Consider the following 18,772-nt stretch of genomic DNA (forward strand, 5'->3'; position numbering starts at 1 on the left):
CATATCGGACAGTCGCGACAAAGTCAGAAGCGGCCCGGGTCGGACGGTGGCTCCGATCTCACCATGGTCGACGATCTTGCACGAATGTCCGGGCATTCCGGGTGTACCGGACGAAATTCGAGACATTCGCGCAAGATCCTCGACCATTTCGGGTGCAAGTCGGATAGTCGGGACAAAGTCCGGGTGGGGGTTGGGGGTGAACGGTGACCGGGCGACGGTGGATGATGCTTCGCCCCGGAAACCTGGCAGTGGAGTCCCCGGAGCGCAGCGATAGGGGCGGAACGGTCTCCCGCGGGAGGAGCGGAAGTGAGATCGACGAACCCGGGACATGAATTCGATCTTGAATTTGATCTTGGACATGGGCGAGGGCGCCCGGAAGAACCGGACGCCCTCGAGGTGCAGCAAGAAATGATCACCAAGCCGACGGAGCCGGCGGGACCACGACCGGCGGGCGGTCGTCGCAGGTGATCGTGTTGGGCAGCTCCCACGACGCGAACCACGGGCCCGTGGTGCCGCCGCCGTCGTTGCCGCCGCGGTCCTCGAACGAGAACTCCGAACCCGTCGGCAGCCAGTTGAACTGCCCGCAGTTGTTGATGCCGACGGCACCGACGTTGCGCGCGTCCACGTTCTCGAAGGAGGCGGAGCCGCCGGCGCGGGCGCTGACCACCGAGGTGCCGGTACCGTCGATCTTGACGTCCTTGAAGTGGACGTTCGTGATGTGGTACAGGTCCTTCACCGGCCAGTCCGCGACCAGCATGATCGCGTTGTACGTGCTGTCGAGGAAGTTGTCCCCGACCACCTCGATGTCGGCGTTGATGTCCTTCTCGAGCGCGAAGAACCAGATGGCCCCGAGGCCGATGTTCCAGTTCAGCTCGTAGGTACCGGCGCGGACCGTGGTGTTGTTCGTGATCCACAGGTGGCCCGTGAACGCCTCGGCACCGAAGCGGGATCCGACGTGGATGCCGCTGCCCTCGCGGATCGGGTCCGCGATCAGGTTGTTGGAGACCGTGTTGTCCGTGCCGCCGTAGATCGCGATGCCGTTCGCCAGCACCGGCGTCTGCACGGTGTTGTGGTCGAACGTGTTGTTCGCGTCCTCGGTCTTCTCCGACCACATCGCGAGGCCGTCGTCGCCCGAGTTGCGGATGAAGTTGTTCTGCACCAGCGAGTTCGTGACGCCGGTGTGGAAGTTGAGGCCGTCGGCGATCTGGTCCACGATGATGTTGTCGGTGATCTTCGTGTTGTTCATCGGGCCGTCGAACCACATGCCCACCTTGGTGTGGTGGATGTAGAGGCCGTCGATCGTCGAGTCGCTCAGCGCGCCGCCGATGCCGTTCACCTGGTCGGTGTCGATGCGCTCGCGTACGTCACCCTCGATGGCGAAGCCCGAGAGGTGGACGTTGCTGCTGCCGCCGGCGGACGCGTCCTTGCCGTAGAACCCGACTCCCGTGTGGACGGAGCCGTCCGGGGCCGGGGTGCTCAGGGCGACTTCCTTGCCCTTGATGACGGTGTACCAGTTGCCCGCGCCCTCGATCGTCACGTCGTCGACGACGATGTGCCGGTTGACCTGGTACGTGCCCGGCGGGATGTAGACCTTGAGGTGCGCCTTCTTCGCGAAGGCGATCGCCTTGTCGATCGCGTCCGCGGAGTCGCGCCGGCCTGTCGGGTCGGCCCCGAAGACGAGTACGTTCGCCGCGATCAGATCGATCTTCGGCAGGCCGACCTGCTCCGAGTCGAGCAGGTCGATGACGGTCGCCGAAGCGTTGCTGCCGGCCGGGGCCGTCAGGCGGATCCGGCTGCCGGCCGCGTACGTGCGGCCGAGCGGGAGGCGCTGCTCGTCGTAGAAGTGGTTCGGCCGGAACGGCGTCGACACCTGGAACGGCGGCGTCGTCGAGTTCGGCACGCAGCCGCACTCCGTGATCCACCAGTCCGAGTGCAGCAGGCCCGCGTTCGGGTCGTTGCTGAACGGGTACTGGTTGTAGAGCCACGCGTACTGCGACGTGAGGCTCAGGGTCTTGCGGTCGCCGCCGTTCACCGTGACGTTCAGCGGCGCGGTGATGCCCCCGCCGTTGGCCGCGTCCGGAATGCTGTAGCGCACGGTGATGGCGTTGGCCGCCTTCGGCAGGGTGAACTCCACGTACTGCCCGGGGGCGAGGCTGACGGCCGACCGGCCGGACGCCTCGGCGGGCAGGGTGTACGCGGCGCGTCCCGCGAGGACGGTGCCGTTGGTCGCGGCCTTTTCCGCCTCCTGCTCGGAGAAGGCCACGTTCGCGCCCCGGCCCGCGACGAGCGCCGGGTCGAGCGCGGCCCGGGTGGCGGCCGGAGCCGCCGGGGCCGGGGATCCGCCGGCGACGGCCGGGGTGGCCCCGGCCACGGTGCCGACGCCCAGGGCGACGGCAGCCGTCGACGCGACGCTCAGCGCGGCCCACCGCGACCGCTTGCTGGACCACCTCGCCGCGGGTCGAGTGATGTTCTCAGACATCGGGGGGACTCATTTCTCTGGAATGGGCAACGCCTTCCGGCGCCCTAGGCGGAGCGGACGCCAAGAGAAGTGAGCTGACATTAGAGCTCTTGTGCGTCATCCCACAAGGTCTAGGAAACACTTTCGTCATTTTGATTCAGCATTTCCGTCTAGTTCTTGCGCGAAATGTGGCAAGTAGTTGCAGACACGGCTCCAAACGGACTGGCCCGGTCCCGCGGGTGCGGGACCGGGCCGAGGCGGTCAAGCGTGGACTACTGGTTCCACACCTGGAACTCGCTGAGCTGGCCGGCCGGCCAGCCGGTGTTCGCCGTGAAGCTCAGCCGGAAGTAGCGCTGGGTCGTCGCGGTGAACGTGATGGTGACCGTGTTGTTGCTGGCGGGGCTGAAGACGTACCCGGCCGAGCCCACGATGTTGGTGAAGCTCGTGCCGTTGGTGCTGCCCTGGACGGTCAGCGTCTCGGTACGCGCGCCCCACCCGGCCGGCAGCTGCAGAACGATCTTGCTGGCGCTCTGCGACGAGCCGAGGTCGACCTGAACCCATTGCGGGAACGCGTTGTTGGCGCTCTCCCAGTACGTGCCCTGGTTTCCGTCGGTCACGTTGCTGGACGGGTACACGTCGTTGTGGCTCGACTCGCTGGTGGGTTTGCCGGCGGCCAGGTTGGTCGCCGTCGAGCCCTGCCCGGTGCCGGTCAGCCCGATGGTGGTCGGGCTGTTGGTCGCGTTGCTGGTGATGGTGACCGCGCCGGTACGCGTACCGGACGCCGTCGGGCGGAACGTGACGCTCACCGAGCACGACGCGCCGGCCGCCAGGGACGAACCGCAGGTGTTGGTCTGCTGGAAGTCACCCGAGACGCTGACGCCCGAGATCGCGGCCGCGGCCGTGCCCGAGTTGGTGACGGTCACCGACTGCGCCGCCGAGGTCGTGTTGAGCGCCTGGGTGGCGAACGTCAGCGACGACGGGTTGGTGCTCAGCGAGGCCGTGGGCGTGGTGCCCCCGCCGCTCGGGTAGACCTCGAACTCCGAGACCTGCCCGGCCGGCCAGCCGGAGTTGGCGGTGATGTTGACGCGGACGTAGCGGGCGCTGTTGCCCGGCACCGTGATGTTCACGACGTTGGTCGGCGAGGTGAACGTGTAGGTCGCCGAACCCACCGCGGTCGCGAAGTTGGTGCCGTCCGTGCTCGTCTGCACCGACAGGGTCTGCGTACGCGTACCCCACGCGGACAGCGGGGGCAGCTTCAGCGTCACCTGGCCGACGTTGTACGTGGCCCCGAGGTCGACCTGCAGCCACTGCGGGAAGGCGTTGTTGTTGCTCTCCCAGTAGGTGCTCGCGTCGCCGTCGGTCGCGGTCGTCGCCGCCTGGGTGCCGTTGACCGAGCTGCTGGCGGTGGCCGGCTGGTGCAGCGCGATGTTCGTCGTGCTGCCGATGCCGGATCCGGTCAGCGAGACCGTGGTCGGGCTGTTGTTGGCGTTGCTGGTGACCGTGACCGACCCGGTACGCGTACCGGAGGCGGTCGGGGTGAACTTGACGGTCACGGTGCAGGACGCGCCGACCGCGAGCGACGAGCAGTTGTTCGTCTGGCTGAAGTCGCCGGTCGCCGAGACGCCGGAGACGGTGGCCGTCGTGGTGCCGCTGTTGGTGACCGACACCGTCTGGGTCGCCGACGAGCTGCCGACGATCGTGCCCGCGAAGGTGAGGCCGGTCGGGTTGGCGTTCAGCACCGGGCCGGGCGCCACGCCCGTGCCGGACAGCGGAACGGTGTTGGTGATGCCGGCCGCCGTGATCGTCAGGTTGCCGCTGCGGGCACCGGCCGCGGTCGGGGTGAACTTGACCGTCACGGTGCAGGACGCGCCGGCCGCGAGCGAGCTGCCGCAGGTGTTGGTCTGGCTGAAGTCGCCGGTCGTCGCGATGCTGCTGATCGCGGCCGCGGCGGAGCCGCCGTTGGTGACCGTGACGGCCTGGTTCGCCGACGAGCCGGTCGCGACCGAGCCGAACGCCACCGGGTTCGGGCTGATGGTGATGTTCGAGCCGTTGTCCGGCAGGTAGGGCGGGAAGGTCGGGCTGGTGATGTTGGAGCAGCCGGTCGTCCCGAAGATCCCGGAGTTGCCGCCGCCGTCGGTCAGCGTGAAGCCGACGCCGCAGTTGTAGATCGGCTGCGGGGCCTGCGTACCGGTGGCGGTGCTGTTCGTGATCGTCGCCGCGCCGCCGACCTGCTCCTGCACCACGTAGGTGCCGGTGTTCTGGATCGTGGCATTGTTGATCTTCACGTTGGTGATGTTCGAGCCCGAGACGAACTGGATCGCCTCGAACGGGCTCTGCTGGATCAGGATGTTGTCGACGTTGGTGAGGCCGGTCATGCCGCCGTCACGCGCGTCGAACCAGAGCGCGCCGACCCCGAAGTTCCAGTTGGGGTCGAGGCTGCCGGACCGGATGATCGTGTTGCGCAGCACGTCCGTACGCCCCAGCGTGGTCGAGGCGAACCGCTGCGCGACGTGGATGCCGCCGCCCTGGGCCAGGCCCGAGTCGATGACCCGGTTGTCGGTGACGAAGTTGTCGTGGCCGCCGTAGATCGCGATGCCGTTGGCCAGGATCGGGTACTGCACCGTGTTGTGGTCGAACGAGTCGTTCACGTCGGCGTTCTGCTCGGCCCAGGTCGCGAGGCCGTCGTCACCGGTGTTGCGGATGTCGCTGTTGGTGACCTTCGAGTTGGTGACGCCGTTGTGGAAGTTCACGCCGTCCGCGGTGTAGTTGCGCAGCCGCATGCCCGAGAAGACCAGGTTGTCGAACGGGCCGTCCATCCAGGCACCGACCTTGGTGTGCTCGATCCACACCCGGTCCACGGTGGAGTTCGTCAGCGCGCCGCCGATGCCGTTGACCTGGTCACCGTCGTTGCGCTCCTGGACGTTGCCGAAGATGGCGAAGTCCGACAGGTGCACGTTGGTGCTGGGGTTCGGCGCGTAGTTGCCGTAGAGGCCGGGCGCGTTGCCGGTGATCGTCGAGCGCCACATGCCGGCACCCTTGATGGTGACGTTGTTCAGGATCAGGTGGCTGCAACTGTTGCTGCAGCCGGGGCCGCTGCCCGGGATCTTGAACGTGCCCTCGGGAATCCAGACGGTGCCGCCCGCGCCGGCGGCCGCGATCGCCGAGTTGAACGCGGCGGTCGAGTCGGCCGCGCCGGTCGGGTCGGCGCCCTTGCTGGTCACCGAGACGGAGCCGGCCGGCTGCGACAGCGCGCCCGCCACGTTCTCGAAGTCCGCGAAGTCGATGGTGTACGCCGAGGCACCGGCCGTGTCCACCTGGAGGCGGAACTTCGTGCCCACCGGGTAGGTGCTCGTGAAGAGGCGGTGCACCTCGTCGTAGAAGTGGTGGGCGTTGCCGCTGGGCGAGTTCGTGAACGGGTATCCGCCGTAGTACCAGCTGTACGCGTTCGTCAGCGTGAAGTCGGACTGCCGGGTTCCGTCGATGTACAGGGAGATCGGCGCCGTGTAGACCGAGCCGCTGCCGGTGTCCGGGATGCTGTACCGGAACACGATCGAGTTCGTCGGCGCGGTCGTCGTGAACTCGACGTACTTGCCGGTCCCCGTGAGCGTCACCGCCTTGCGGTAGCTGGCCTCGGCGGGCAGCGTGTTGTACACCGCGCTCGGGCCGATGATCGTTCCATTGGTCGAGGCGTTCTCGGCCTGGAGTTCGACGTAGGGCAGCGTCGCCCCGACGCCGCCGGTCGCGGCCGCCGCGGCCGGACTGGCGGACAACGCCAGAACGCCCGTCGAGACCAGCGCCATGCTGGCCACGAGGGCGCCGACGCGAGCCTTGCGACTCGCGTACAGGGACAGAGACATGGGAGTGCTCCCTTGAACTGGGGGTGCGGAACGGGGGCACGGCACATCAACCCCTTCTCGGCATGGGCATATGCGGAGTCGGGGCTGATGTTCGGGCAATTGCGGGGGTGGATGTGCTACTGGGACCGTAACCCCGGGGACACCTCAGCGCAATATCTAGACATGACAGTGCCTGTTTTTGCATGCGTCTGCGCAAGACACTGATTCATAGGCAGAACGGTCAACCCGGCGATCAGCCGGGCGGCTTGTCTACCATCATCGGTCCGGAGGGGCTGTTGTCGCACCCTTCACCAGCCCCCTAAGATCCGAAGAACTTTCATCAAGGGCGGTGCGGTGTGCTGAGCGATCGTTTCCTGTGGGGCGTCTCGACCGCCTCCTACCAGATCGAGGGCGCTGTCGCGGAAGACGGCCGCGGCCGGTCCATCTGGGACACCTTCGCGCACACCGAGGGCCGGATCGCCAACGGCGACACCGGCGACGTCGCCTGCGACCACTACCACCGGTACGCGGAGGACGTCGAGCTGATGGCGGGGCTCGGCGTCGACGCGTACCGGTTCTCCATCGCCTGGCCGCGCGTGCTGCCGACCGGCGCCGGCACGGTCAACCACAAGGGTCTCGACTTCTACTCGCGACTCGTCGACGGGCTGCTGGAGCGCGGGATCGATCCGGTGGCGACGCTGTTCCACTGGGACCTGCCGCAGGAGTTGCAGGACAAGGGCGGCTGGCTCGACCGCGACACCGCGTACCGGTTCGCGGACTACGCCGCCGTCGTGGCCGACGCGCTGGGCGACCGCGTACGCATGTGGATCACGCTCAACGAGCCGTTCGTGCACACGGTCATGGGGCACGCGTACGGGACGCACGCGCCGGGGCTCACCCTCGGCTTCGAGTCCTTCCCGACCATCCACCACCAGCTGCTCGGCCACGGCCTCGCCGTCCGCGCGCTGCGCTCGCGGACCGGCTCGCCGATCTCCATCGCGAACAACTACTCCCCCGTCGTCCTTTGTGGAGAGACCGACGCGGACCAGGCCGCCGCGTACGCGTACGACGCCCTGCACAACCGGCTCTTCACCGAACCGCTCCTGGGCCGCGGCTACCCGCCGGGCTTCGAGTTCCCGGTGGAGGAGGGCGATCTCGACATCATCGCCACGCCGATCGACGCGCTGGGCGTCAACTACTACAACCCCACCGGCGTACGCGCACCCCAGTCCGACGAGACCGGCCTTCCGTTCGAGACCGTGGAGCTCGACGGGTACGCGCGTACCGACTTCGGCTGGCCCGTGGTGCCGGACGGACTCGGCGACCTGCTGACCCGGCTGCACACCGACTACCGGCTGCCCCTCTACGTGACCGAGTCAGGCTGCTCGTACGCCGAGAGCCCCGACGACCGGCGCCGCGTCGAATACCTGCGCGACCACATCGCCGTGCTGGACCGGGTCCGGGCGTCCGGAGTGGACGTACGCGGCTACTTCGTCTGGTCCCTGCTCGACAACTTCGAATGGGCCGAGGGCTATGCCCAGCGCTTCGGCCTGGTCCACGTGGACTTCCCCACCGGCACGCGTACGCCGAAATCCTCGTACGCCTGGTACCGCGACCACATCGCCGCCGCGCGCCTCGGCGGCGGCGAGGATCAGGCCTGAGCGGCCGCGTCGATGACGGCCGGCAACTGTGCGATCTTGCGACTGTGCAGTCCCGCGGCGAACAGCTCCTTGAACCTGACATCAATGTCAGGTCCTACCGTTCTTTCATGACGGACACCAGTGCGGACCTCGTCCCCTTCGACTACAGCCCGATCACCGAGCGGCCGCCCATCACCTGGCCGGGCGGGAAGAAGGTCGCCGCGTACGTCGGGCTCAACATCGAGCACTTCCTCGTCGACCGGCCGTCGGCCAGTATCTGGCCGGGAACCGTCGACCTCGTGCCGGACGCCCTCAACTACGGCTGGCGCGACTACGGCGTACGCGTCGGTGTCTGGCGCACGATCGAGAGCCTGGACCGGCACGGCATCCGGGCCAGCGTCCTGCTGAACTCCGACGTCGCCCGGCATTACCCGCAGATCATCGAGGCCGGCCGGCGGCGCGACTGGGCCTGGTTGGCCCACGGGCGTACCAATTCGATCCTGCATGCCAGCCTTGACCCCGACGAGGAGAAGGCGGTCCTGACCGAGATCGTCGACACCATCGAGGCGGCGACCGGGCAGCGGCCCCGGGGCTGGATGGGGCCGGCCCTGACCGAGACCTTCGAGACGCCCCGGCTGCTCGCCGAACTGGGGCTGGACTACGTGCTCGACTGGACCAACGACGACCAGCCCTACCCGCTGCGCCGGCCCGGGCTGATCAGCGTGCCCTACTCGGTCGAGCTGAACGATCTCGGCCTGTTCGGCAAGGGCACCAGCGGGCCCGAGTTCGTACGCATCGTCCAGGATCAGTACGAGCAGCTGCTCGCCGACTCGCAGGACAGCGGCCGGGTGCTGGCGCTGGCGCTGCATCCGTTCGTGACCGGCCAGCCCTTCCGGGCGAAGTACGTCGACCAGGCCTTCGCGTTCCTCGCGGCGCAGCCGGACGTGTGGTTGACGACCAGCGACGAGATCGCCACCCACTACCGGGCCCAGGTGGGCGCGACGGCCTAGGAGACGGGTGGGAGGGTCTGGGGCGTGTCGAGGATCGGGCGGAACAGGTCGCCGCGGGCGGCCAGCCGCTCGGGCAGCGTCCGGATGGTGAAGCCGTCCGGACGCAGCCCGGGATCGTCGAGCTCGTCCCAGCCGATCGGCGCCGACACGGGCGCTCCCGGTGCGGGCCGCGGGCTGTAGGGCGCGACGAGGGTCTTGTTGGCCGCGTTCTGCGTGTAGTCGAGCCGGGCGAGCCCCCGCCGCTCGTCCCGCTGCCATTTGAAGCTGACCAGTTCGGGCAGGACCGCGCCGATCGCCCGGGACAGCTGCTCCACCCACGTACGCGTCTCCGCGAAGGTGTAGCCGGCGCGCACGGGGATCCAGATCTGGATGCCGCGCCGGCCGGTCACCTTCGCGCGGGCCGTCACCTTGAGGTGGTCGAGCGCGGTGCGGTGCAGGCGGGCCAGATCCAGCAGGTCCTCCCAGTCCGTGGTCTCGCCTGGGTCGAGGTCGATGAGCGCGTAGCTCGGCTCGTCCGGACTGTCTGTCGTAGACGTCCAAGCGTGCCATTCCAGCGCCCCGAAATTGGCCGCCCACACCAGTGCCGCGGGCTCGTCGACCACCAGGTACGTGCGGGACTCGCCGTTCTCGGCGGCCGGATTCTCCCAGCGCGGCAGCCAGTCGGGCGCGTGGTCGGGCAATTGCTTGTGCCAGAAGCCTTTCGACTGCGTGCCGTTCGGGAACCGGTGCATGTTGAGCGCGCGGCCGCTCAGGTACGGGACGAGGGCCGGCGCGATGTGCGCGCTGTAGCGCAGGAAGTCCCGCTTGGTGACCGGTTCCTCGCCAGGGCGGCCCTCGAAGAGCACCTTGTCGAGGTTGGTGACCTTGAGCTCCCGGCCGAAGACCGGCCAGACACCCTGATCCTTCAGCTCGTCCAGGGCCGCGAGCTCGGCGGCCAGGGCCCGCTGGTAGACCGCGCCGTGATCGGTCCACAGACGGTCCGGGTCGGCCTTGACCTCCTCGTTCGTCCGGCCGGACAGCACCGAGGCAGGATGGTCGTCGGCGTCCCAGCCGGCCACCGCGTACTCGTCGTGCTTGTGGAGCAGGAGCCACTCCTCCTGGGCGCGTGCGTTCCGGCGGGTGCGCACCAGGACGAACCGGCCACGCAGCTTGGCGCCGGTCAGGTCGAAATGGAGCTCGCCGTCCTCAATGGACCTACCCGGTTCATCGGCGGATGCCGGGACCCAGGTGCCGACGTCCCAGACGATGACGTCGCCGTGGCCGTAGCCGCCGGGGATCACGCCCTCGAAGTCGAAGTAGTCGAGCGGATGGTCCTCGACATGGAAGGCCGCCCGGCGTACGCCGGGATCGAGGGTCGGGCCCTTGGGGACCGCCCAGCTCACGAGGGCGTCGCCGATCTCCAGCCGCAGATCGTAGTGCGGCCGGCGGGCCCGGTGGCGCTGCACGACGAATCGCCGCGGCGGCTGCTGGTCGGCCACCCTTCCGTTGTACCCGCCCGGGCGGTCCCCACGCGCGCTTATGCGGACGCGACCTGGTCCAGATCTCGTTCGAGCAGCGTCTTGAGCTTGGACAGGAGCTGCGGCCAGCCACCCGAGATCCCCTCGCGGATGGCGCTGCCGGGCTCGAAGCCGTCGTGGACCACCGTCAGCCGCACGCCGTCGTCGGTCTGCTCGATCTCGAAGCTGACCCGCGACCGCGGCTCCGCGGCCATCCGCGCGATCTCCTCCGGGTCGCCGCCGACCGCCTGCGCGAACTCCGGGGTGATGGCGTGCCAGGTGAACGCGAGCCGCTTGTACGGCTCCGACTCCAGCACGACCTGGGCCGGATCGGCCATCGTGGCACCCGCGTAGTGCCAGGTCATCGGCGAGCCGGCCGTCCAGTCGCTGTCGAACGTGGCGCCCCAGTAGCGGCCGGTGAATGCCGGATCGGTGAGGGCCCGCCAGAGCAGTTCCGGCGTGGTGTCGATGTAGGTCGTGTAGACGAAGGCGTCGTTGGGCATGGCGTGGCTCTCCAATGCGCTCTTGAGGTCGGCCAGGGCCTGTACGCGACCCCGGTCGTACTGCCGGATCCACCGGTCGGCGATGGCGTTGATCGGTTCCGCGTTGAGGTAGTGGAACTTCTCGCGGCCCCGCCACACGGTGGTGATCAGGTTGGCCGACTCCAGGACGGCGAGATGCTTGCTGACCGACTGCCGGGCCATGTCCAGCTCAGCACAGAGCTCGCGCAGGGTCTGCCCGTTCGCGGCGTTGAGCCGGTCGAGCAGCCGCCGACGGGACTCGTCGGCCAGCGCTTTGAACACCTCGTCCATGGTTCGTATTCTGGTTCGGGCTGATCATGCAGCCAACTGGCTGCCTATCACGAGGATAGGCAGCCGTTCAGCTGCATGTCAACCGGACCCGCTGCCGACCTACTAGGAAACCGTTAAGGGTTCCCGGCGTTGTACGCCCACAGCTCGAACAGGGTCGCGTAGTAGATCCAGCCGAAGAAGCCGCCGACCACGCTGGCCGCGGGCGGCTGCAGCGGCACCTTCTGCCGCCAGCCCGCGACGACCGCGATCCAGCCCGGCAGGGCGCACCAGAGCACTTGCAGGACCGCCGTGATCGCATAGAAGGCCAGGTAGAGCGGCAGGAACAGCGGCCCGAAGACGCGCGCCTGCATCAGGTGCAGCTTCTCGTGCTGGCCGGCGCCCCCCAGATTGATCGTGCCGTGCGTCTGCAGGGTGCCCTTGCCGAGCCTGCCGCTGAAACTGATCCAGGTCTGCCCTTCCGAGGCCGTACGCGACGGCGTACCGATGAACCAGAAGATGACGTTCCCCCAGAACAGGCCCCAGATCGTGTTGGGCAGGCTCCACGTCATGTCGACGACGAGCGCGACCCAGCCGACGGGATCGCCGAGGTCGTAGATCAGCATGATCCCGGCCTCCAGTCCGTAGAGGAAGCCGGCGATGGCCGTGGCCACCACCAGCCAGGTGAAGTCGTCGAGCTTCCCGGCCGCGCTGAGCAGGCCCGCGACGAACGCGGGCGGCGCGACGGAGAACAGGACGACCGTGAGCAGACCTTTGAGCCAGCCGGGCATGGCGTACCTCCTCGCAGGCGGTGGCGCTCATTAGGGCAGGGGAACCGCCGGGCGGCAATCGGCTCGGCGACAGGTCCGGCGCCGTGTCGGCAATGCGTCGCAGGGAAGTCGGCGAGAAGCCGGTACGCGCAGCTCAGCGGCGCGCCTACGATCGCGGTATGGGCATGGTCGGCCGGGCCGGCGCGCTGGCTGAGTTGACCGCGCTCGCCGTGCGGGCGGGGACCGGCCACGGTGGCGTCGCGCTCGTGCGGGGCGAACCCGGCATCGGCAAGTCCACGATCGTCGAGGCGCTCGCCGACACCGCCGCCGAACTCGGCCTGCGCCCGCTCTGGGGCTGGTGCGCGCCCGGCGAGCCGGCCGTCTACCTGCCGTGGCGTACGGTGCTGGGCGGCCTGGGGCACGCGGGGCTGCTCGACGGGCCCGCGACGGGGGCTTCGGCCGTCGCCCGGCTGCGCCTGCAGTCCGCGGTCGCCGAGCGCCTGGCCGGCGACGGCCCGGTCATCGTGATCATCGAGGACCTCCACTGGGCCGACGAGGCGTCGCTCGACCTGGTGAACGCCCTCGCCACCCGCTGCCGCACCATGCCGCTCCTGCTGGTCGCCACCGCCCGCGACGACCCCGAGCTGCGTCCGGCCGTCGCCGAACGGCTCGCCGCGCTGCCCACCCACGCGCTCCGCCTCCCGCTCGCCGGCCTCACCGCGGCCGACGTCGGCGTACTGCTCACCGAGGTGCTGGCGGCACCGCCGCCGGCCGAGGTCGTGAACGAGGTCTGCGCGCGCACCGGCGGCAATCCGTTCTTCGTGCGAGAGGTGGCCCGCCTTCTCCACCACCAGGGTGTACGCGGAGCCGTCCCGGTCGGCGTCCGCGAGGTGCTCGAACGCCGGCTGGCCCGGCTCAGCCAGGACTGCCACCGGCTCCTGCAGGTCGCGGCGCTCGGCGGCACGGACGTCGTCGACGTGCCGCTCCTGGTGTCCGTGGCGGGGACCGGTTCGGCCGCCGAGACCCGCGCCGTTCTCGACGAGGCGGTCGTGGCCGGTCTCCTGCGCACCGACGACACCGGCGTGTACGCCTTCGCGCATGCACTCGTCCGCGAGGTCCTCGGCATCGGGCTGCCCGGCGCGGACCGGGGAGGGCTGCACGCCGCGTACGCCCGTGCGCTGGAGCCGAGGGCCGCGGACGACGACGCGTACGCGGTGGTGGTGGCGGAGCATTGGAGCCGCGCGGCGGAGCCGGCGGAACAGCTGCGGAGCGGGCCGTGGTGGGTGGCGGCCGGTCGGGCGGCGGCCGCCCGGCTGGGTTACGAGGCGGCGGCGCGCCATTTCCGGCGGGCCCTGGAACAGCCGATCGACCACCGGACGGCGGTGCTGCTCGACCTGGGCGCGGCGCAATGGTTCGCGGGTGACGCCGACGAGGCCCGGACCACCTTCCTGACCGCGGCGGCCGCGGCGCGGGCCGAAGGTGACAGCGGCGCGCTCGCCCGCGCGGCGCTCGGGGTGGGTGGCGGCCTGGCCGGTTTCGAGATCCGCCTCTACGACCACGAGGCGATCCGGGTCCTGCGGTCCGCATTGGACCTGCTGCCGCCGGACGCCGTCGACGAGCGGGCCGCGCTGCTGGCGCGGCTGTCGGTGTCGCTCACCGAGTTCGCCCCGGTGGAGGAGCGCGCCCGGATCGCCCGCACGGCCCTCGACCTCACGGAGTCCGGTGTGGACGTCCCGGTACGTGTGAGCGTGCTGGCTGCCTACTGCGACGCGATCGCGGGGCCCGAGCATCGACGGGAACGCCTGGACGCCGCGACCCGGATGCGCGTACTGGCCGAGTCAGTCGGGGACACGGCGGGCACGCTGCTCGCCGGCCGGCTCCGGGTGGTCGCGCTGTGCGAGGGCGGCGAGTTCCAGGCCGCCGACCAGGAGATCGCCGAGTACGCCCGGCTGGCCGAAACGCTCGGCGTCCCGCTGTACACGTGGCTGCCGCACATCTGGCGAGGCATGCGGGCACTGCTCCGCGGCGATGTGCCGGCCGCGTTCGCCGCCGCCGACCGGGCCGAGGATCTGGGCGTACGCGCCGACTCGATGAACGCGACGTTCATGGTGTTCGCGTTGCGGGCGGCCGCCCATCGGACGGCCGGCACGACGGGCTCGTACGCCGCGGAGGTGCGGGCGCTCATGGAGCCGCTCATCGACTCCGGCGTGGCCCCGGCCATGGCCGCCGCCGGAGGCTGGGAGTTCCTGCCGCCGGTCCGGGCCCGGGCCCTGGTCACGGCGGCTCTCCAGGCGGTCGGCGAGATCCCGCGGGACTCGGAATGGCTGGAGACGGTATGGAGTCTCGGCCAGGCGGCGATCGCGTACGAGCTGCCGGAGGGGATCGCCGCGACCTATGCGGCCCTCCGCCCGTACGCCGGCCTCTGGGCGGTCGACGGCATCGGCGGCGCCGTGTGGGGTGTGGTCAGCGACCAGCTGGGCCGCCTCGCGACCGCGCTCGGCGACCCGGTCGAAGCCGCCACCTGGTACGCGCAGGCCCGCGACGCGTACCGGGAAGCGCAGACTCCGCTGCTGGCGGCCGCCCTGCCCGATCCGGGACCGGCCGCGCCGACGCCATCCACAGTGGAACATGCCGCTCTCGTCCGCGACGGCCGGCTGTGGCACGTCACCTTCCGCGGCCGCTCGGTCAGCCTGCCCGACGCCAAGGGCCTGCACGATCTGCGTACGCTGCTCGACCGGCCCGGCCGCGAGGTCCACGTGCTCGACCTGGCCGACCCGACCGGAACCGCCCGGACGACCGCCGGGGACGCCGGACCCGTGCTCGACGGGCGGGCCCGCTCGGCGTACCGGGCGCGGATCACGGAACTCGGCGAGCAGACGGCCGACGCCGAGGCCGACGGGGACACCGAGAAGGCCGCGCGGCTGCGTACCGAGCAGGAGTTCATCCTCGCCGAGCTGGCCGGGGCGCTCGGGCTGCACGGGCGGGACCGGCCGGCCGCGGCCGACGCCGCGGAGCGGGCCCGCAAAGCGGTCACCATGCGGCTGCGCGCCACGATCCGGACACTCGCCGCCGAACACCCCGTCCTCGGCCGGCACCTCGACCGCTCGATCGAGACGGGCCGGTTCTGCGCGTACCGGCCGGAGACCACGGTGGTCTGGCGGACCGGCTGACGGGCGGCCTGACATCGTCAGGCCGTTCCTGGCGCCGTGAGGGGTGAAGGCACTCACCGAAGGGACAGGATCATGACCACCATCGACACCGCCGACACCGCCACGATCGACACCGCGGCCGCGGTCGAGCAGCTCGCCGGCCGCCTGTTCACCTCGTCCGTCGGCGCCCTGGAACTGTTCAACGTCCAGCTCGGCGTCACGCTCGGCCTGTACCGGGAGGTCGTCGCGGCGGGCCCGGTCACCAGCGCGCAACTGGCCGCGGCCACCGGCTGCGACGAGCGCTACGTCCGCGAATGGTGCCTCGGCCAGGCGACCGCCGGGCTGCTCACCGCCGACGGACAGGACCCCGCGACCGCCCGGTACGCGGGCACGCCCGGCCTGGCCGAGGTGCTGCTCGACGAGCTGTCGCCGGCGTACCTGGCCCCGCTGGGAGCGGCGCTCGCGGCCGTCGGGACGGTGTTCCCCGCTCTCGTCGAAGCGTTCCGCACCGGTGACGGCGTCCCGTACGCCGCGTACGGGCTGGGGGCGGTCTCGGCGCAGGCGGCGCTCAACCGGCCGGCGTACACCCATCAGCTGGTGGCGGAATGGCTGCCCGCGGTGCCGGACGTCGCTGCCCGGCTGGCCGACGCGCAGCGCCCGCCGGCGGTCGCGGACCTGGGCTGCGGGGCCGGCTGGGCCTCGATCGAGCTGGCCAAGGCGTTCGGTCACCTGAAGGTCGACGGCTACGACGCGGACGAGGCGTCGATCATGCAGGCGCGCACCGGTGCGCTGGCGGCCGGCGTGGCCGACCGCGTACATTTCGAGGTCTGCGATCTGTCGTCGACCGACGAGGACAAGCCGCGCTACGAGATCGCGCTGATGTTCGAATGCCTGCACGACATGGCCGACCCGGACGGCGTGCTCGCCACCACCCGCGCCCAGATGGCGCCCGGCGGCACACTCCTGATCATGGAGGAGCGCGCGGACGAGGCGATGGCCACGACCGAGGACCCGGTGCAGCGCTTCTTCGCGGCGTGCAGTCCACTGTGGTGCCTGCCGCAGGGCCGCATCGGCACGGGGGCGCACCCGGTCGGCACCATGATCCGCCCGGCGAAGGTGGTCGCGCTGGCCGAGGGGGCGGGCTTCCGCGAGGTCGCCGACATCGGCATCGAGCACCCTTTCTGGCGCTTCTTCCGCGCGACCGCCTGAACGAAGAGCGCCCAGACGAAGGGAGTACGCAGACGAACGGGAGAGTGCCGGCACGCGGGCGGGGCGCCCCGGCACTCTCCCGTCTCCCCGTGAGCCTCACCCCCACACCCCGCCCCCCCCCGGCCCCGCCCCGCCCCCAAGATCCCGTTTGGATCAGGGAAATCACCCGAATCATGGGCCATGATCACGTGCGAAAACCTGATCCAAACCGGATCTTGGGGCTGCGGGACCGCGGACCGCGGGCTCGGGCGTGGGGAGCGAGACCTAGGGCCTGTCTCCCGGATCGTTCGCGGCCCGTTGGCGGCCTCAGACGACGATCGGCAGCGCTTGATCTTCGCCGACAGGCCACCAGCCTGACGACGAAGATCAAGCTTGCCGAATCGCCGCCTGAGACTCGCCACCGGACCACGAGATCCGGGAGACAGGCCCTAGCGGTAGAGGCGGACGTCGGCGATGCTCCACCAGTTGCCGGCGGTCGCCGTGCTCTCGATCTTCAGGTAGCGCGCCCGCGTCGGCGGCAGGTCCACAGTGGTCAGTTGCCCCACTCCGGCACCGCTCGCCACCGCGCGCCACGCCGTGCCGTCGTCGCCGACCGACAGCTGCCAGCCCCGGGCGTAGTCGCCCAGGTTGCCGCCGCTGTCGATCGCGACCCGCCGGAACGCGCGTACGCCGCCCAGGTCCACCTGGAGGAACTGCCCGGGCGCCTGGCCGGCGCCGCTGGACCACCGGGTCGAGGCGTCGCCGTCGACGGCGGCCGACGGGGTCTCGCCCGCCGGGTCCGCGGTGGCGGTGGCACCGGCCAGGTCGACCGCGCGCAGGTGCTCACCGCGCGGGTCGCGCGGCCAGGTGAAGGTCGCGAGCGCACCACCCGGCAGCGTGTACGCGAACATCTGCCCGTTCACGGAGACGGCGAACGAGCGCGGATCGTCGTTCTCGTTGTGCACCACGAGAGCCGTCGAGCCGTCCGGGTTGCGGAAGGCCACGTCGGTGATCTGGCCGTTCCAGCCGACCGTGCCGAAGCTGGTGCTGGCGATGCGTACGGCGCCGGGGCGGACGAACTTCGACAGGTGCCCGATCGTGTAGTACTCGGCGTCCGTCGTGACGGTGCCGTCGGCGTTCACCGTGACGAGACCGGTGCAGGTGTCACAGCCGCCGAGGTGCGGCCCGTTGGTCCCGTCGAGCGCCAGGTTCCAGTTCACGACCGACTTCGCCCAGTTGCGGGTCGTGCCGATGGTCAGCGTACGCGCGTGCCAGACCAGCGTGTCCCGGAAGAACTTGGCCGGCGGGTCGGTCGGACCGTGCGAACCGGAGCACTCGGTGAACCAGATCCCCTTGTCCGGGTACGCGTCGTGCAGCGCCGTCTGCGCGCTCGGATCCCCGTAGTAGCAGTGGTACGCCGTCCCCGCGACCCAGCGGGCGGCCGGCCCGGCGAGGATCTCGTAGGGGTAGTCGGTCTGCGGGTCCTCCCCGGGCGGCGTGGTGGCCACGTCGTTCGGGTGCGTCTGCCAGTTGTGGTCGTACGCGAGGATCCTCGTCCCCGGGCTGTACCGGGCGAGCAGCGGACCGAGCCGGAGGATGACCTGCTCCTCCTGCCGCACAGGCAGATCGGTGCCGGGGTAGCCCGACGGTGCCCGGTTCTGCGGTTCGTTCTGCAGCGACAGGTAGTCCACCGGTACGCCCGCCGCCGCGTACGCCTGGACGAACTTGAGCAGGTAGCGCGCGTACGCGTCATAGATCTTCGGATCGTCGACGAGCCGGCCGCCGACCAGCGAGCCGGAGGTCTTCATCCACGCGGGCGGGCTCCACGGCGTGGCCATGACGGTGAGCTGGGGATTGAGGCGCTTGGCCTGGCGCAGCAGGGGCAGGACCCGGGCCTGGTCGTGGGCGACGCTGAAGTGCCGCAGCGCGTAGTCGGTCTGCCCGGCGGGCACGTCGTCGTAGGTGTAGTGCTCGGCGGCGGCCGTGAAGTCGGACGAGCCGACCGGCTGCCGCAGGAAACCGACCCCGATCCCCGTACGCGGATCGAACAGCTGCCGCATCGCCGCGTCCCGGGCGCCCGGCGCGAGCCGGTAGAGCACGGCGGCCGAGGAGTCCGTGAGCGAGGCCCCGAACCCGTCCATCCGCTGGTAGGAGGTGTCCGGGTCGACCACGATCGTCGGGTCGGTCGAGCTGCCGGGCTGGAACTGCAGGGAGGCGTTCTCCTGCAACAGTTGCGCTCTGTCCACTGTGGTAAGGAATACGCGTACCGGCACGGGACGGTCGGACGCCGCGGCTCCGCTCGCCCCCGGCAGGCCGAACGTGGCCGCCAGGACGGCGGTGGCACCGGCGAGGATCGGTCGTCTTCTCATCGCTTCCCTCCAGTAGCGTCGCAGCTCCACGGAACGGGCCCTGAAACAAATGTAACGATTCTGAAACA

At 70.2% G+C, this 18,772-nt stretch carries 10 protein-coding genes; 4 read left to right on the top strand and 6 right to left on the bottom strand.

Annotated elements, in window-relative coordinates; genetic code table 11:
* Positions 1–412: 412 nt before the first annotated feature.
* Positions 413–2,479 carry a glycosyl hydrolase family 28-related protein gene (locus tag G401_RS0130480; protein ID WP_027345465.1) on the bottom strand — a complete coding sequence of 689 codons (2,067 nt, stop codon included), beginning with the start codon at positions 2,477–2,479 and terminating at the stop codon, positions 413–415.
* Positions 2,480–2,730: 251 nt separating this feature from the next.
* Positions 2,731–6,315 carry a choice-of-anchor D domain-containing protein gene (locus tag G401_RS0130485; protein WP_027345466.1) on the bottom strand — a complete coding sequence of 1,195 codons (3,585 nt, stop codon included), beginning with the start codon at positions 6,313–6,315 and terminating at the stop codon, positions 2,731–2,733.
* A 335-nt stretch (positions 6,316–6,650) separates the two neighbouring features.
* Between G401_RS0130485 and G401_RS0130490 the strand changes: the two genes are divergently transcribed.
* Together G401_RS0130490 and G401_RS0130495 are read left to right on the top strand one after the other, a co-directional pair.
* Positions 6,651–7,955 carry a GH1 family beta-glucosidase gene (locus G401_RS0130490; RefSeq protein ID WP_027345467.1) on the top strand — a complete coding sequence of 435 codons (1,305 nt, stop codon included), beginning with the start codon at positions 6,651–6,653 and terminating at the stop codon, positions 7,953–7,955.
* A 107-nt stretch (positions 7,956–8,062) separates the two neighbouring features.
* On the top strand, positions 8,063–8,944 hold the full coding sequence (locus tag G401_RS0130495) for a polysaccharide deacetylase family protein (protein WP_027345468.1): 882 nt from the start codon (positions 8,063–8,065) through the stop codon (positions 8,942–8,944).
* Here G401_RS0130495 and ligD read toward each other — a convergent pair.
* From ligD to G401_RS0130510, 3 genes are all read right to left on the bottom strand, one after another.
* Positions 8,941–10,422 (bottom strand): DNA polymerase domain-containing protein, encoded by a 1,482-nt coding sequence (gene ligD / locus G401_RS49520; RefSeq protein ID WP_034593646.1) that lies wholly within the window; start codon positions 10,420–10,422, stop codon positions 8,941–8,943. The genes G401_RS0130495 and ligD overlap by 4 nt on opposite strands.
* Positions 10,423–10,460: 38 nt before the next feature.
* Positions 10,461–11,252, bottom strand: a complete 792-nt coding sequence (locus G401_RS0130505; RefSeq protein WP_027345469.1) for an ArsR/SmtB family transcription factor — start codon at positions 11,250–11,252, stop codon at positions 10,461–10,463.
* 113 nt (positions 11,253–11,365) lie between these two features.
* On the bottom strand, positions 11,366–12,019 hold the full coding sequence (locus G401_RS0130510; RefSeq protein ID WP_027345470.1) for a hypothetical protein: 654 nt from the start codon (positions 12,017–12,019) through the stop codon (positions 11,366–11,368).
* Positions 12,020–12,177: 158 nt separating this feature from the next.
* Between G401_RS0130510 and G401_RS0130515 the strand changes: the two genes are divergently transcribed.
* Both G401_RS0130515 and G401_RS0130520 read left to right on the top strand, forming a co-directional pair.
* Positions 12,178–15,168: an ATP-binding protein gene (locus G401_RS0130515; RefSeq protein WP_027345471.1), complete on the top strand. Its 2,991-nt coding sequence runs from the start codon at positions 12,178–12,180 to the stop codon at positions 15,166–15,168.
* A gap of 72 nt (positions 15,169–15,240) precedes the next feature.
* Positions 15,241–16,356 (top strand): class I SAM-dependent methyltransferase, encoded by a 1,116-nt coding sequence (locus G401_RS0130520; protein ID WP_051367372.1) that lies wholly within the window; start codon positions 15,241–15,243, stop codon positions 16,354–16,356.
* A gap of 428 nt (positions 16,357–16,784) precedes the next feature.
* On the opposite strand, the gene G401_RS0130525 is transcribed toward G401_RS0130520, so the two are convergent.
* Entirely contained in the window at positions 16,785–18,704 is a 1,920-nt protein-coding gene (locus G401_RS0130525) for a discoidin domain-containing protein (RefSeq protein WP_027345473.1), read from the bottom strand.
* Positions 18,705–18,772 lie beyond the last annotated feature (68 nt).

Origin of the sequence: Hamadaea tsunoensis DSM 44101 (assembly GCF_000428945.1) — a bacterium.
Taxonomy (GTDB): Bacteria; Actinomycetota; Actinomycetes; order Mycobacteriales; family Micromonosporaceae; genus Hamadaea; species Hamadaea tsunoensis.

What these genes read in the sequence shown, in the direction of transcription:
- G401_RS0130480 (WP_027345465.1), bottom strand. Translation starts at nt 2,479, where the DNA reads ATGTCTGAGAACATCACTCGACCCGCGGCGAGGTGGTCCAGCAAGCGG.
- G401_RS0130485 (WP_027345466.1), bottom strand. Translation starts at nt 6,315, where the DNA reads ATGTCTCTGTCCCTGTACGCGAGTCGCAAGGCTCGCGTCGGCGCCCTC.
- G401_RS0130495 (WP_027345468.1), top strand. Translation starts at nt 8,063, where the DNA reads ATGACGGACACCAGTGCGGACCTCGTCCCCTTCGACTACAGCCCGATC.
- G401_RS0130505 (WP_027345469.1), bottom strand. Translation starts at nt 11,252, where the DNA reads ATGGACGAGGTGTTCAAAGCGCTGGCCGACGAGTCCCGTCGGCGGCTG.
- G401_RS0130510 (WP_027345470.1), bottom strand. Translation starts at nt 12,019, where the DNA reads ATGCCCGGCTGGCTCAAAGGTCTGCTCACGGTCGTCCTGTTCTCCGTC.
- G401_RS0130515 (WP_027345471.1), top strand. Translation starts at nt 12,178, where the DNA reads ATGGGCATGGTCGGCCGGGCCGGCGCGCTGGCTGAGTTGACCGCGCTC.
- G401_RS0130520 (WP_051367372.1), top strand. Translation starts at nt 15,241, where the DNA reads ATGACCACCATCGACACCGCCGACACCGCCACGATCGACACCGCGGCC.
- G401_RS0130525 (WP_027345473.1), bottom strand. Translation starts at nt 18,704, where the DNA reads ATGAGAAGACGACCGATCCTCGCCGGTGCCACCGCCGTCCTGGCGGCC.